Genomic DNA, 18,098 nt, shown 5'->3' on the forward strand with positions numbered 1-18,098 from the left:
TCATAGGGGCTATTATTTTGTTATCTGTATAAAGTGAAATGTCCAACAAACTCTCTCATATCTCTCTCATCATTTAGTTTAAGAACATACCAGTAATCACCAGAAGGTAATTCTATACCATTGTATTTACCGTCCCATTTTTGACCGTAACGGTATTTACCAACTTCACGACCGTATCTGTCAAAGATAGAGAACGTTAGATTGTTGTAAATATTGGTACAACCAGGACCCCATTCGGTATAACTACCGTTTGGTGTAAAATAATTGTCAAGACAAACGTCTACAAATTCTCTGTAAAGATTTAATTCAGCTTCACAACCATTCTGATCTCTAACTATAATTTTATAAGTTCCTGTTTTGTAGAACTTAAATTTGTTAGAAGATGTAAACGGTCCTCCTTCAAAACTGTATTCGTAAGCAGGAGATCCACCAGCAGCCGTAACAGAAATTACATTCATTTCCTGTTGACCGGTAGTCTCAGCTAAAGTCAATTTGGTGTAAGCTTTAACCGTGAAATCGTCAGTGAACTTGAAACAGCCGTTGGCATGAATTGCAGTCACCTTATGAAGACCAGGAGCAACATTTAAAAATACCGGATCATTCGGATTTGTATTAGCAACACCGTCAAGTTCATATGTGATAAGTGATAAATCATAATTACTAGGATCCACACTTACAGTAACAGTAGCTGTTGCCTGATCGCTATCAACACATGGATAATCAATTTTAACTTTAGGGTCAAGCGTAACCGGGAATGGTAATGTTACCAACTGCTCACCAAAACAACCTTTACTGTCTATAATGTAAACCGTGTGTCCACCATCTATTAGGTTAGGGAAACTAAATACCGTTTGTCCAACTGCACCAACTGTAAATGGTCCTTTATCATTATCCAGACTATAGCTGTAAGGACCTGTTCCGCCTTTTACTTCTACCTCAAAATAACCATCTTTATCATCTTTACATAGTTCTGGTTTTGTATTGGCTACAATTTCAGTAACTACGATTGGATCCGGTTGTTTAACCTCAACATCTTTGATGATGATATAACAACCATTTTCATCCTGAACCATAACATCGTAGAATCCTGGTTTCAAGTTTACAAATTTATTATCATCAAAGAACTGTTTGAACTCAGGCTCTATAGCATATTTATAAACTCCTGTTCCTCCTTGTGCATTTACTGTTATTATACCGTTATTGTAACCGTTACAGCTTATATCTGTAGCAATTGCTACTGCCGTTAAAGGTGCTTTTGGTTCTGTAATATCGATTACAGCCGAAGGTTGCTCACAATCTACACTGCTTACCTTCACGATATATCTTCCAACTTTTAAATCGGTAAAGACACCTGGTGTAAGCTGAATCGGAGCCGGAGTAATATCTTTTCCTGCAGCATCTTGTAAAGTATAGATATAGTTTCCTAAACCTCCTTTAGCAATCGCGGTAATAGCACCCGTAGCACTTCCACTACACATGATATCGATATCAACTAACTTGTCAAATGTTAACGCTGGAATTACAGGCATTTCTACATAATTAGACTCCGAACTTGTACATCCGTTTGCATCTTTTACAAAATACTTGTAAGTCGTTTTAGTAGTTATAAATGGTAACGTTATATCAATTGACGAACCTGTCATTGAAATATAGTTGGTACCATCTTCACTATAGAAATAAGGTGCAGTACCTCCTGTAGCACTAAGTGTAAGAACTGGGAAAACTTTACAAGTTTCGTTCGTTTTCGTATCTAGTGAAGCCTTAACTTTTGTAGGCTCAGCAATAGTCACTGTATTAGAAACTCCTTTACAAGTCCAGCTATCATTAACCGTTACAGAATACGTTCCGGCTTTAAGTCCTGTAAATTGCAGAGCTCCTTGTGATTGTTGACTGATTACTGTTCCGTCTACTAAAGTTCCGTTCAAAGTATACGTATAGTTACCTGAACCACCTGTTACTGTATTAATCGTAACCACTCCATTTTCGTCATCATAACAAGCAAGTAATGGTGTAGCGCTGATCACAACATCAATTGGTTTTGGAATCTCTAACACCACTGGTGTAGAAACTTCACATCCTTTACTGTCTCTCACAAATACCGTATAAGATCCCGGAATTAATCCTGGGAAAATTCTATCTGAAGAGTAAGCCACATTTACAGGTCCTACCAATTTAAACTCATAACCACCTGGCCATCCACCTTCAGCAGAAGCTGAAATTCTACCGTCTTTATTCCCTACAGCACAAGTAATATCATCTTTAGATGCTAAAATTGTTAATTCAGCTGTTGGTCCTTCAATACTAAATTCAGTTTGAACTGGACAGAACGGAGTGCTGTTTAATGTAGCCTCTACTGTATAAGTACCACTTACCAAATTAGTAAGATCTAATTTAGCCGAAGTAGTAACTCCATTACGAGTTGCACCTGATTCTTTATGTGTAATCACGTAAGTAAAGATACCTGCTTCATCTGTTGGAACAATGTTGTCAACCAATGTTAAAGTAGCGCTACCGTTAGCCTCACCAAAACAAATAACATTTTTCACATTTGAAGCTACGATTTTGAATGTATTTGGCTCATTCACTTTATGGAATTTTTCGATGCTACATCCCGTTACCGTGTTAGTCACGATAATTTTATATAGACCAACTTTTAATCCTGTAAACAATCCTGTAGGACTAGATGTAATAGGGTAAACCGTACCGTCAACACCTTCTAGGGTATACGTTAACGTTGGTAATGTTCCTATTGTCGAGATTGCCGAAACACGAATCGACTCATCGTCTTTACAAGTAATTGTAGTAACATCAATTTTTAAATCACTGATGTTAGCATATGGAGCAATAACAACACTGTTAGACTGACCTTGACAATTGTTAGAATCAAAAACAGTTACGGTGTATGTACCACCTAAATAATCAAATTCTGTAAAGGTATTTCTGCCGTCTTTTTGAACAGAAACTCCATTTCTAAAGAATTCGTAAATCACATATTTACCTGAACCTCCTGCAACAGAACCCGGGGTTACCGTGATTGTAGCATTGTTTGCGTCATTAGTACCCGCAGTACAAAGGTATTGCGTAACTGTTGGCAACAATACTGTAATAGGTTGCGGTTGAGGCACTGTAACAGTTGCTGTACCAGGACATCCTCTTCCTGACAATACACTTACGGTATATAATCCGAATGGTAAGTCATTGAAAATTGGTGAATCCTGAGCTGGTCTTGGAGTAAATCCGGCTGGACCAGTTAAACTGTACGTATATTTAGGATTATTATTTGATGCAGCTAACGTTACTGTAATAGTTCCGTCTGAACCACCATTACAAGAAACAGCTGTTGGAGCCAACTTAATTCCGGTTACCAATGTAGGAACCTCAATTTCTTTTACTACTTCTTTTTCACATAATGTAACAATATCTCTTACTTTAAAAGTATAAACTCCCGGAGCAAGATTTGTAAAGTTAGGTTGAACCTGACTTGTAGCCCAATTGTCTTTCGTGTATACATAGCTGTTTGGAGGTGTAACTGTACCACCCAAAGCTTCTAATGTAATCTCACCATTTGTAGCATTACAAACCGGCATGATACTAACTCTTGCACGTAACTCAAGCGGATTTAAAATCGTAACCGGAGCAGCTGCTGTTGTTTTACATTGGTTTACATCCATTACCGTTACGGTGTAGTTTCCTGCTGCAAAAACAGTAAAGAAACTATCGTCCTGGAATTGTTTTCCGTCTAAACTGTATTTTAAAGGACCAACTCCATTTGCAGTAACATCAATTCTATACCCTGCAGCGCTCGCACATTGGCTGGCCACTTTTACATCGGTAATTACCGGTAGAGGGTCAACAGAAATCTGTACGGTTTGGAAAGCAAAACAACCGTTAAGGTCTTTCACATAAACATCCCATGCATCAAACAATGGAGCGATCTTAGTCGTTGCAATTGTTTTAGTTCCTGATGCATCGTAGTCTGTAGCAACCGGTAAAGTTCCTGCAGGTACAAAAGCAAATATATAATCCGGTGTACCACCTACAATAGTTGTTTTATCTACCGTAAGCACTGCTCCTTTTGTATTACAATTCTGATTAGCAACATTTACTTTCAATCCACTAATATTTAATACCGGTGGTTGTGTAAGAGTTACTTTATTTGAAAGTACGATACAAGAAGGGTACGCTGTTTGTGTAACCTCAACTACATAATCTACTCCTGCTGCTAATCCTGTAATGATATACGGATTGTTAGTACCTGCATTTATAGCTGTTCCTGAAGCTACAGGCGCTCCTGCAAGAAGTACTCTGTAGTTGTAAGTTCCTGTATAATTTTCAATAGTAATAGTAATTTTTCCATCACTAAACCCGTCACAGGTTACCATTGAAGAAGCATTTGCAATTACTTTCATAATATTAAATAACGGAACGTTATAAACATCAGAAAGAACAGTACATAAAGTCGTTTTATCTTTGATTAAGAACTGGTATGAATGACCGGCATCTGCGGCTATGTATTTGAACGTACTTGTTCCAACCGGAACCTGAACTACGCCACCAAACAATACACCATCTTTATATACCTGGTATTCAAAATTAGCAGTACCACCAGCAATAACTACGTTTATAATTTCACCTGCATTGGTACAATCTGCTTTAGTATCTAAACTAGTTGTAGCAGAAATCAATGTAGGGAATGCATTTATTGAAATTTGAACATCATCAACACATCCGTTTGCATCTTTCACATAGAATGTAAGAGTTTGAGCAGATTTGTTGTCTACGTTGAATACATTCGTAGTCTTCCAATTACCAGTTGCGATATCGCTATACGTATAATCTGAAACTAAACCTGCTCCTACACCACCTGCACCTGTAACGGTAACAATTGTTGTGTTAACAGTATTTGTAGCAGAACATGTAAATGGCGAAGCAACAGCAGAAGCAACAACCGGATTTGGTTCATTAATTACCACGTTATCAGAATCTGAACAACCTCTGGCAGAAGTCACCGTAATTGAATACGTACCTGCAATTAAATCTGTAAATAATGGATTATTCACCTGAGTAACAACAGTACCAACCGTTGGCGCTGTACGCTGAATGCTGTAGGTATAATCCGGATTATTATTAGAAGCATCCAAATTAATTAAAATTGAACCGTCTCCTGTAGTACCCTGAGTACCTGAACAACTTGGCGAAGTTGGCGTAGCAGTAAACACAACCGGAGTTGGAGCTGCCATAACGATCACCGGAATTGGGTAAGAACATCCTTTAGTATCGTATACTGTAAATATATAACTACCTGCAGCAGTTACCGTATAGTCAGCAAAAGTAGCAGCGGCATTAGCAAATGCTACCGGTGCAGAAGGAAGTCCTCCGTTTATTGCTACTGTGTAGCTGTAAGCAGGATAACCTCCAACAGCTTTTACTCTGATTGTTCCGTCAAGAACACCTGTACAATAAAGGTCTTTTAAGTTTTCTACCGAAGCAAAAAGCTGACCATTGATCTTAGTTGTTGCAGTAGCTGTACAACCAAATATATCTCTAACTGTAATGGTGTAATCACCCGGTTTTAAACCTGGGAATGAACCACTAGTTTGCCAGTTTGTACCATCGATACTAAACTCGTATGGTGTTACTGCATGTGGCGCACCTACAGAAGTAGCACTAACATTTATAGTTGTTGAATTATCACTTACATAACAGTAATTTGAAGCATCAATTGTAATAGTTGGCTTAACCGGTGCTGTTAACGTAAATGAATCTGTTAGTACGCAACCGTTAGCATCTTTTACAGCAATAGCATACGTTCCTGTTTGTGTAAGACCACTAAAAGTTCCGTTGGTATTTGTCAAAACAACTGTATCAGGTTGCGTCACACTAAAAGTGTAATTACCCCAACCATTCAGAGCTGTTATAACAACCCCACCAAAAGTAGTACAACCTAATGGCGTAACCACTTTACTCATCGTAAGTGCAGCAGGCGGAGCAGTAATTGTAAATGGCTTAGTCATTTCACAATTTGTTACATCGTCATACACTTTGATTGAATGTGGACCAGCAGCTAATCCTGTCAGATCAATTGTTGCTGCAGTTAAACCTGTTACGGCAGCTAAACCATCTAATTCATAACGATAAGTTCCTCCTACCACTGAACCAAAACCTGATACGAAGAAAGAAGCTTTCCCGTCTATGGCTGTAGAACAAGTGATACCTGTTGTAGATTGTACAACAATATTAATTTTTGTAACGTCATTGATACGCAATGGTCTTTGGAAAATACAACCATTTGCATCTTTAACCTGGAATACGTAATCTATATTCGGTTTAATATTTCCGAAAGTAGCAACTGGACCATTATCAATCATTTCACTAACAGGTGAAACAATTTGATACGTAAGGGCACCAACACCATTATCAACTCCTGAAACAACAACAGTTGTTGTCAATTGTGTACACGTAATGGCTACTCCTTGTGTCAAATCAAAATCCGATGGAGGGTTTAATTTAAGGATATCAACAGTACCTGACTTAGCACAACCATTTGTATCTCTTACACTAAATGGAATATTTAATTGATCCGCTTTAGTATCAATAACGTAATAGGTGTTTTGAGTAGTGAACGCACTATTGTTAAAACTATATTCATAACTACCGCTACCTCCTGTTGCAGACAAAACAACTTTAGCGTCTTGTCCAACATTTGCAGGGCCGCAAGTTAATGGGTCAATAACCGGAGCAGAAATAAATACTTCTGTTGGCTGACCTAAAATTACAGAACCTGGAGCTTCACAACCTAAATTATCTTTTACAATGTAATTATAAGTTCCGGCCGCAACGTCATAAATAGTTTTTGTTGTGAATAATGATCCATCAAAACTATATGTATAAGGTCCTTTCCCACCTTTAGCCGATAACTTAACACTTCCTGTACCTCCAAAACATAAAGGTTGAATAGGATTTGCAGCCGGTACAATTGGTACAATGGCGTCAATAGTTATAGGATTTGTGTCAATAGGACAACCATTTAAATCTGTAATTCTGAATACATACGTATCTGCAGCAGCTGCAGGAACCGTATAATCAAATGAGGTTACACCGGCAACAACAGTTGTTACAGGAGTAAATGCTGTAAAACCACCAAGGCCTTTCTTAAACTGGTACGTATATGGAGTTGTTCCATTTTTAACTTCAACATGAATAACAGCATCTTCAACAACAGCTCCTGTCACAGAACAAGCCAACACTTTGTCGATAGTAGCCACCGCAATTGGCGTTGCATTTATGTTTATAGTATCTGTAATTAGACAACCATTTTTGTCCGTAATAATAATAGTTTGCATTCCGGAATTAAGACCGGAAGCTGTATAAATTAATGTGGTAAGTGGAACTGGATTTCCACCATTAACACTTACTTTATATGGCGCCATTGAAGGTGTTGGGTCTGTTACTGTAACCGTAACAGCAAATGCTCCTTCTACAGCACAATGATTCACTACACTTAAAGCAAATACCGGATTTGGATCCAAAAGAACTTTAACTGTTTTTTCTGTAATACAGTTATTGGCGTCTTTAACCCAAACCAAATAATCTCCTGATTCCACATAGAATGTACCTGTGCTATGAGTAGGTAAAAATGAAGCTACCGTTGGCTTAGTATCATCAGCAGCATTAAAACCAATTGATCCGTTATCCGTAACAATTTGGTATAAATAAGAACCCGCTCCACCAGAAGCCTGAGCACTAACAATACCAGCCTTTGGATTACAGTTATCATTTTTAAGAGAAGACGCCAGTAATGTTAAAGGTGTTGTTGCTTCTTTTATTTCAAACATATTTGAAGCAGCTTTACATCCAATAACAGCACCGTTCTTTTCTGTGAATACGATATAATATCTTCCCGGAATTAATGTTCCAGGCCCTGTTGCAGGATATGTTTTAGTAAATGATGTACCTGTAATAGTCTCCGTTAATACCGGACTCATCACCTTATTATCCTGATCTCTGAAAATTTGGTAATCAACAGTCGTTGTCGATCCAGCATATCCTGTAACCGTAAATGTTACCTTACCATCACCAGCTCCGTTACAAGTAACGTTCTGAGCAGTTGGTGTTCCAACTAAACTAGAAGATGGTGCTATAGGACCACTTGCCGATTTTAAGAAATAACATTTTGTTGTTACATCATGCACCACAAATGTATAAGTTACACCCGGTATAAGAGAATTAAATGTTTTTGTACTACCATTAGGAACATCTGGTGGATAATAGGTAGTCGTATAAGGAGCTACATTAGATTCTAATATTCCAAACTAATAATTTCCACTACCAACCGAAGCAACAACCTGAACGATTGCAGTACCTCCTGATGCACAAGTCGATGTAGTTGACGTAATATTTATATCCAAATCACTTGGAGGTGAAGCCATCACTACTACTTTTCGTTGTGGGCAACCGTTTGCATCTTGCACTTCAACAGTATAAATACCAAAATTAATGATATCAAACTTGTGATCTTCTCTGGCCGTAGTTGTATAAGAATCTTGATAACCAAAATTATTTCTAATGAAATAAGTATATTGCCCTGTTCCACCAGTAACATTTTTCACTTCAATTGAGCCTAAGCTTGAACCTCCACCTGATGGATTACATTTTATTGGTTGGTCATCTGCAATAAAATCAATAGGATCCGGTGCCACAACAAATACTTGCGCCGCTCCTGACACCACACAACCTTTAGCATCACGAACCTGATAGGTGTATCCTAAACCAGTTCCTACTGCTCCCGCTAAATCTGTAAAATACCCCGTCGTATTACTTGTAACCCAATTATCGATTGTATAAGTAAACGGAAGAACTCCACCGGAAGTAACCGAAATTTGAATGGTTCCTTCTTTAGAAGAAGTACATTTTGTTCCTGTCGCTACGGCAGTAATAACCGGAGGTACTGGCGTTGTAACGGTTACCGCAACTGGGCTCACTGCATCACATCCACCAGAAATAACTCTAAAATAATAATCACCAGGTGATGACGTCTCAAAAACGGTACCAACTACTGGCGAATAGGTCATAGAAGGTGCTTTTCTAACCTCATATGCATAAGTAGCCCCACCACCAACAGCAGACAATGTAACCTGTGCATCTGTAGTAGTAAAAGGTGGAACTGCGCTACACGTAACATCTTTAATTGGTGTTACGGTAAGTTTTAATTGGTTGCTGATATTTAAAACAAAAACCGACGATATACAGCCGTTATCATCTTTAATAGTCAAATTATAAGAACCCGGTCCCGGAATATTTTTAATTGGATTTGAAGAATAGTTTCCGTCAACACCATATAAAATACCTGAACCTGTAAAAACAGTTCCTGACATTGTTATATTTAAGGTACCACCTTCATAACAAGTTGTTCCTATTGGATCTACTGTTGGTGCTGCATCTCGTACTACATTTACCGGAATATTCTGAGAACAATTTCCGTTTTTATCTTTTACATAAGCAACATAGGCTAAACCATCAACAGTCGTGTTTTTAGTAAAAATACCTGAAGTATTGTAATCTGCAGCCACAGGAGTTACGCCCAATTTTACAACGGCAAATTGCAATGGTGCTACCCCACCCGAAGCGGTAACTTCGATTCTGGATTCTACTGTCGGTGAACAGAAAACCTTTGAAGCGGTAGCTTTCAAATTAATAATTGCAGCAGGTTGTGATAATACAACACTATCGGAATCTCTACATGTAGTCGCACTATTGATTACTGAAAAAGTATAGGTTTCATTCCCTTTTAATCCGGAATAAAGAACAGTATCTCCTGTTTTCACACCTCCGGTAATTGGACCTGATACGCTTCCTGTTAAAGTATAGGTATAGCCACCTGCAATGTTTCCTCCAACAGTAAATTTAATTTTACCATCGGCAGCGCCATTACATGTTACATTTGTATCTACTCCTCCGTTAACACTAATTAGTGCTACATTGCTAATTTCGTAATTATCACTTACTGTACAACCGTTAGCATCTGTAATAGTAAAATAATATTTACCCGGGGCTAAGTCTGTAAAAGTATGCGACTGCGCTACAATTCCTGTTTCAACAGGTCTTGCCGGTGCAATTGCTGCTGTTGTACTCGTAATTTCGTATTTAAATGGTGATATACCATTCGTAATTGTAACTTTTAAATCTGTATTTAATTTTGCAGGATCACAAGTGATAACCAGTTCCTGATCAAAAGCTAAACCTGTCGGTGGTTTTAATGCAAGTATAGTCGCTGAAGTAGGAAATGTACAACCATTGGCATCTTTGACCATAATATTAACTACACCTGGCGTATTGGTTGTAAATTCATTTGAATCTACATATCCAGCACCAAAATCGTATTTGTATGTTCCTCCTGCAAATGGAGTACCATTACTGGCTGTTACTGTAATCTTAGCAGCTTGTGGTGCATTTGCAGGGCCACATTTTAATTTTGTTGCAGAAGCAGTAGCGCTCAAAGCAATCGCAGGTTCTGTAACTGTAACGGATACAGGTAGAGAAGGACAGCTTTTCGCATCTATCACAGTAACACTATACGTTCCTGCTTTTACATTTGTAAATACATTACTTGTCGTTTGTGAAACTACTGAACCTGTAGTTGGAGCAACTGGCGTTAAAACATAGGTATAACTTCCAGCAACAGGATTTGTTGATACCGTAATGGTTCCTGTAGCGCCTCCTTTACATTTAATAGCAGTAGGAGTTGCAGCAGTAACAACCGATTTTACTAATGTGTTTATCTTTTGATCTACAGTTGTTGAACAAGTTTTAGTGTCTGAAATCTCAAAATAATAAGTAGCAGCACTACTAACCGGATGCGTAAACGATGTTTGTCCCGTCGAAAGTGTTGTAAAAGGTTCCGAAGTAAATTTACCTGTTGTATTTACTCTGTATTTATAATTTGGATAACCGCCCGCAATATTATATACGCTAATTACTGCATCCGGTGAACCAAGAGAACAATCCAGGTCTTTATCTATCTTGATACTTGCTGTTATTGGTAAAGCAATAGTTGGCACTGTTAACGTTTTATCACATCCTGTAGCAATATCTGTTACAGTTATTTTATGATCACCCGGAGTTACATTTGTAAACGTTCCATGATTCTGAGTGGTTCCGTTGTCTAACTTATAAACATAATTTGGTGCTGTATTAGGAGATACTTTTATCGTAGCTCCGGCTCCTTTAGCACAAAAATCTGAGGTTACATCTATTTTTACGTCTATAGCTACTTTATCATTGATCGTGAAATCTTGAGTTTTTGAACAGCCATTTAAATCGGTTACGACAACAGAATACGTTCCTGCTGTTAAATTACTAAACGTTTTAACCGTTTGCGTAATAGCAGTACCTGCGGGAGCAGTTGGTGTAACTACATAAGTGTATGGCAACCAACCTCCAACTGTGTTTATAATAGCGGTTCCTTTTTCCTTACAAGTAACATGCGTTAATGTTGGTAAATTTAAAGCTAAAGCTGCTGTCGGTGCTAAAATATTTACCGTTTGCGTAGCAAAACAAGTAGTTGCTGTATTAGTAACAGTAATTGAATGTGTACCTGCATTTAAATTTGGTACAGAGATCTCAAATGAAGTTCCTGCTGCCGGAGATGTTCCGGTTTGAACTGCCCCAGAATCTACTGTATAACTATAAGCTACACTATTCCCCATTCCTGAAACAGTAAATATGGCTGATCCTTTAGAATCTCCCAAACACATCACATTGATTTGTGATTTAACTGTTACCGAAATAGTTGGCAATGAGGCAATAGAAATTTCTTTCTCGAATTTACAATTATTGGCATCTGCTACTTCAAACTTATAAGTAATACCGGCATCTAAACCAGCGAATACGTTACTTGGCTGATAAGCACCAACTGTAGGTAAAAGCATTCTATATTTTAACCCTGTAGTTGGCACAGCAATTCCTGCTGCATTGACAACATTTGAAATGGTTACATTCGCTTTATTAGTTGGACAAGTTATTGCTGTAGGAGTAAGTGTCATTCCCTTAGGCGGGTTTAACGCTACTATAGTTCCCGCAGGAATTGTTTTAGGACATGATTTGGCATCTGTAATAGTTACGGTATAAACACCCGCTGCTGTTAAACCACTAAATACATAAGTTGATTGTGGACCGGCTACCGCTACTCCATCCTTATACAATGTAAACTTATAAGAACCATTTCCACCAAAAAGACTTGCACTTGCAACTGTAATAGTAGCAGGATTATCGCAGGTATATGGGGTCGTTATTGAGGCTGTACCTGTTAAATCTTCAGGTTGGAAAACCTTAAATTTATTTTGTATCTGACAACCTTTAGCATCTTTAACAATATAAGTATATTCAGTACCGGCAACTGAACCTACTAAAGGACCATAAGTATCTTTACTAATAAAAAGTCCCTTACCATCAAATTGAAAAGTAAACGGAGCTACTCCTGTTAAACCTATAAGTTTAACTTTACCATCGTTAGCTCCAAAACAAGTTACATTTTCTACTTCTTCTTTTCCTGTTACAGCTACTTTACCGTCAACTTTTCTGTCAATACTAAAAGTACATTTGTTAGCATCTTCTATATCAAAAGTATATGTTCCGGCTGTATCTGCAGAATAGGTAAAGGTTGGTCCTGTAATAGCACTACTTGTAAATAAGGTAGTAGCACCTCTTTTAACCACATATTTATATGGTGCAGTACCACCTTCTATAGTAACTTCTATAGTAGCATTTGGCGCAACCGGGTCACAGCTTAGTGTATTTTTAATTTCTGTTTTAGCCGTAATTTTGGCGTCAATTTTTTGGCTTACTGCAAGAGCTTCACAATTATTATCATCTGTAATTAAGAAGTCGTACGTTCCTGTAGCAGTTGCTGTGTACTTAAAACTTGGCCCTGCAAAACTAGGACTAGGATCGCTGTAGGTTCCGCCGTTAACTTTTACCTGGTAGGTATATGGTCCTATACCGCCCTTAATAGTAACCGTAATTTCCGCTTTATTATTATCAAAACACAAACCTGTATTGGCTACTACTTCTGCTGTAGGTTTTACCGGTTTATCAATAATTAAATCTGAACCTGTGGTACCCGGACATAAATTTCCGTCTGTTCCGGTTACCGTATAAGTTCCTGGTGGGATATTCGTTAGTATTCCATCCGCCGGGAAAGTTTTAGTAAACGGTGAATTTTTATCTTTTAGTGTTAAAACATAAGGTTCAACACCTCCGGCCGCCGTTACAGTAACGGTTGCATTGGTTTTACAATTTGCAATACTTGCTTTAGCAGTTAAAACAAATGAAGTAGGTGTCGTAATTTTTGTAAGTATCGTAACACTACAAAGTATTCCAGATGGTGCTGCAGGATTGTCGTATCTCACACGAACATCATAGTCACCAGCTGCTTTACCTGAAATATCAACTTGAGCAGTTGTTGATTTAGCCCATGTCGCTCCTCCATCTATGGAATAAAAGTAACCTTTCGCCGTATCGAAATTTTCAGCAACAATACTGAAACCACCATCTTTGTCTCCGTTACATTTTATATTTTTAATTCCTTTTACAGTAGCTGTAAATGCTTTTTTATCTTGAATAATAAGTTTAAGATTCTGCTCAGACAAACATGATTTTGGTAATTGACGGACCCAAATATCATCAATAACTAAGTCATTACCATCATAAACTTCACTTCCTGAACGTACGACAAAAGTTAAGTTTGTATTATTACCTGGGTTCATTTTTATACTAATTGGAACCCATTTTCTCCTGTTTACATCATAAGCACCAGGTGCAATTGCCCCAGTATTATCTGTTGCAACAACTTGTCCTGAAGAATTAACTAATTCAACTTTAATATATGGAGCTTTAGATGCATCGCCAACACCTGGATTTAATAAGTTTCCGACGTAAAAATCTACGATTATATCCTGATTAGGAATAACGTCTACAATTGGTTTACTATAAAGAACACCATATTTTCCAGCTGCAGATCCAATATTTACCAATAAAAATCGTCCATTAGGATCTCCAGTATTGTTTAAATTATTTGGATTTGTGGTATGATCTTTAAAGTGAAACCATGCTCCTGTATTATTGCTTAACAAATCGTCATTTCTCCAAAAGAAACTTGCAACAGAATATTGATTATCTTCAACCGACCTTGTTGGGTTAGGACATTGATAAGGCTTTAAAACTCTTTGATCATTAAAACAATATGCAGAAGCAATACCTGGCGAAGTTGTTGGGGCTCCGCTACCAAAATCTTCTTTCAATAAATTACTGAAAGTTGGAGCAGATACCAATTTATATTTTACAATAATATCGTAAGTACCAGCCGGAACATCTTTAAAGACATTTGGTGGCACATTAGTATTTAAGGTTTTTCCTAAATAATACTCATAGGTATAAGTTGTACTTGGATCGGTTGTTACGGTAACCGTAGTGGTTCCTTTTCCGTCACAAGTATAGGCTGTTGGTTGTACAGTGAAAACCGGATCAGACGGTTTCGGGTCTAAAACAATACCCGACATTTCATAAATACAATCTGCAGCATCCTTAATCAATAAAACATAAGGTGTGGCTCTTGGCTCTACATAAGCCTGATTTGAAGTAATCCATGTACCTCCACCATCAAAACTATAACGGTATAAATTTGGCGCAGCGAAAGGAATACCTCCCTGAGCATTTGTAATTCTTACCAATCCTTGGTTTTCATGACCAGTTGGTCCGCAACCTGATAATTCGGCAACTCCCGCTGATGCAGTCAATTTTGATGCTGGTCCTCCAACGATTACTTCTCTGGCTGGATCAAAACATTCATCTGTACCATAAGTATATTTAACGATTACACTGTATTTACCCGGATTAAGGTTAGTAGTAGGCGATGTAGTATAAGCACCACCATCTACATTATAAGAAACTGTATAACCAGAATTTGATGGCGTAACCACCATTGAAATTTCTCCTCCGTTATCATTATAACATTTACCATTTTTGGTATTGAATGTTACAGTAGGTTTAAGAATATCCGTAACTTTTATTGGTGGTATTGTAACGCGACATCCCTTATCATCTACTACTACAATATTGTATTCTCCACTAGCTGGTAAAGGTCTTGTTACCGGAATTTTTGGATCTGTAACATAATCTGTACTGCCATTTACATAGTATAAATAATAAGGTGGTGGTCCTGGTCTTGGAGTTCCACCGCTTACTGATACTAAAATTTCACCATCAGCACAAGCTGTGAGCGGTTTGGTAAGATTAGCCGAAGCAGTTAAACGATAATCGAAAACTTCTATTTCGTCGATTTTGTTACAACCATTATGATTTGTTGCGCTTAAAACCTCATACTTACCTGGTGCAACACCTGTAAATGTGACATAATTATTATCAATAAGTCCTGAATTCTGAATCTCAACCGCACTTCCCACTGCTCTTAGGATGAATCTAAATTGACCCGGTACATTGTTAATAACCGCTTTTACTGTCCCTAATTCACCATTACAACGTGGATGTGTTGCTGTAATTTCTGTGCTAAAAATAAGTTCTTCGACATTCACTTGAACATGAAACGGACAAGATGAAATTTCTCCATTTACAAATACAGTCTGTCTGATCTGAACATCATAAGACCCTTTCGGTACATTATTAAATACATTCGAAGCTTGGTAGTTTACACCGTCAAGACTATAAGAATATCCGGTATTTGGAAGCGGGTTTGTAACCGTGATCGATCCCTTAGTATCACAAATTATATCTTGTTTATCTGCTTTTGGATCAAGTAAATTTTGATACACATTAAAGTAATAAGTAGCGACACAAGTATTACCGTAATTCACTACAAGTCTAAAGACACCAGGTCTGTCGGCAATATAGTCAGGTCCGGTTTGAACCGTTGTCCAGTTTGTTGCTCCTTCATAAGGACAGGTATCCGGACCCGGAGTTGCCGGAAGATCTTTAGTTTCTTGCCAAACAATACTTTCTGCTCCAATAATTCCGGTCATTAATGGTCTTTTATCGTTTAAACCACATAAAAAGATCTTAGGAAAAGGTTTACCGTCTCGCACACAAGTAATCACCTCACCTGTTAGAGGATCTATATTGTCTCCTTTTATTGGATTTTTCTTTGCTCCGGTAAGATAATCAATGACGTTAAAAGTTTGTTCTATGTCTTTACAATTTACCGCGCCACTATTTTTTACCTTATAAATTCCGGCTTTGGTTACTGTTACTTGTTGATTGTTACCTCCAAAAACAACATCGTTTTGATCCCTCCATTCATAAGTGGCATAACCATTAGCCGCTTTTAAAATGGCAGTATCACATATCGATACATCTCTCTTAAATAGACAATCATCTATTCCAACTAAGAAATTGGTAGATGTTGGTGATCCTACATTACAGGATGAAATATTAGAAAAACTTCCTTCACCAAATCCTCCTTCCGTAGTGTTTTTATCACCATAATATTTGGAATTAGCTATATTTTTTATTTCATTAGAACAAGCGTCGATTAATTCATTACAATCTTTTACAACTCTAACTCTAAATTTAATTGGATATTCTGCTCCCTTTGCAATAACAAAACTATCCGGTACTGTAAATACAAGAGTTCTTGTAGCTGCTGTATAAGTTGCCTTAATAGCAGAGTCCATAATTAAGATGTCAGTTGATTCATCAAAAATTATATTATTCGGAAGAACATCGGTAATCGTGAAATTTTTAGCATTGTCATTCCCTTCATTTCTAAACTTAATTTCATATCTAAGTTCTTGTCCCAGTTTTACCGGTTGTAATCCAATATTTTTGTCATCCTTATCTAATACATTTTTTTTAAGAACTATTTTAGGAGCAATAATTTCTACCGCTAACGCGTTAAAAAACATATAATAAGAATCTGATGAAGTACTTATCCTTAACTCAGCTTTCGTTTCCTTATTCTGTATTACAGTATTACCAGGGTTATCAACTTTTATCACACCCGCATCATAACCCAACGTATTGATACTCGCAGGAATACGACCTGCTAAAATAACATCTCCATCAGTAATCGTGCTATTAAAAAAGTTCGGCACCTTTCCAATTATTTTTCTTACTAATGATTTAACAGGTCCGTAAACAGACTTAATTGCTGGTGGTGGGTCTATAGCATCTAAACCTTTAATTTCTAAACCATCCCCATCCAACTTTGCATCACCTTCTAGTGCACTAAAAGCCAACTTTACATTTACATCACCGAATGGATTAGTCTGAAACCCCGAAATTGGAACAATTAAAGGTGGATCGTTTTTTCTAATAATACTAAAACCATCAAAGCTTGTAACAAATTTACTAGGTAATAAAGGATCTTCGTAAACCACAAAAATAGACCATCCTGCAGCATTACCTCCAGGAGAAAATTTCCCCTCAGAACAAACCAAATCTGCGACTGTATAAACCCCTTCCTTTGATGCCTTTACAAAATCGGTAATATCCTTAAAACAAGCATAAGGCAATGATGCAAAAGGCGAAACTACACCTTCTTTTCCCTCATCATGAAGTACAATTCCTTCAATATTTTCAAAAACTTTACTGTTTGGTGTTTTTAGTTTTATCTTAGAAATTGTAGTTCTATCAGCATCCTTACTATTGTAGGTTCCCGACCAATATAAAGCCGCATAAACAATATTATAACAATTTTTGCTCCCTTTAGGAATCACTAATTCAGAGGAACTTGAATTTTTAATAGCGTCTTTATCAACCTTAATATACTTCATAGTGAAATTATCATTCACCTCATTTGTTAAATCATAAGCATCGTTAGCACTTTCTCCCTTCTTATCGGTTTCTCTATTTAAGATATTGTTTCCAATAACTAAAATATCTCCATTCAAGTTGTTTTTATAACGTGTCGCAAACTCTTTTCTTAACTGAGAATAAGAAGAAAAACTGAGCAATAAGAACACAACTGCAATTAATGTTTTAAAAATAGTAGGTTTTTTCATAGTCCTTTTTATTTACTTAAACTTTATTCTCTAAGGGGCATTAGTGAATAAAAACAATTAGTATTTTAAATTTTTATTATTTAGACT

At 37.2% G+C, this 18,098-nt stretch carries 2 protein-coding genes; both read right to left on the reverse strand.

Translation table 11 applies throughout. The features are described from left to right. Nucleotides 1–20 precede the first annotated feature (20 nt). The gene (locus LNP23_RS04480) at nucleotides 21–8,195 is read right to left on the reverse strand and encodes a T9SS type B sorting domain-containing protein (RefSeq protein WP_230004015.1); all 8,175 of its coding nucleotides are present in this window, start codon (nucleotides 8,193–8,195) and stop codon (nucleotides 21–23) included. A 117-nt stretch (nucleotides 8,196–8,312) separates the two neighbouring features. Beyond that, entirely contained in the window at nucleotides 8,313–18,011 is a 9,699-nt protein-coding gene (locus LNP23_RS04485; protein WP_230004017.1) for a DUF11 domain-containing protein, read from the reverse strand. Between the last annotated feature and the right edge of the window lie 87 nt (nucleotides 18,012–18,098).

The sequence above is a fragment of the Flavobacterium cupriresistens genome (genome assembly GCF_020911925.1).
Taxonomy (GTDB): domain Bacteria; phylum Bacteroidota; class Bacteroidia; order Flavobacteriales; family Flavobacteriaceae; genus Flavobacterium; species Flavobacterium cupriresistens.

Bases quoted from the DNA above. Each gene is read 5' to 3' on its own strand.
- LNP23_RS04485 (WP_230004017.1), bottom strand. From the start codon at position 18,011: ATGAAAAAACCTACTATTTTTAAAACATTAATTGCAGTTGTGTTCTTA.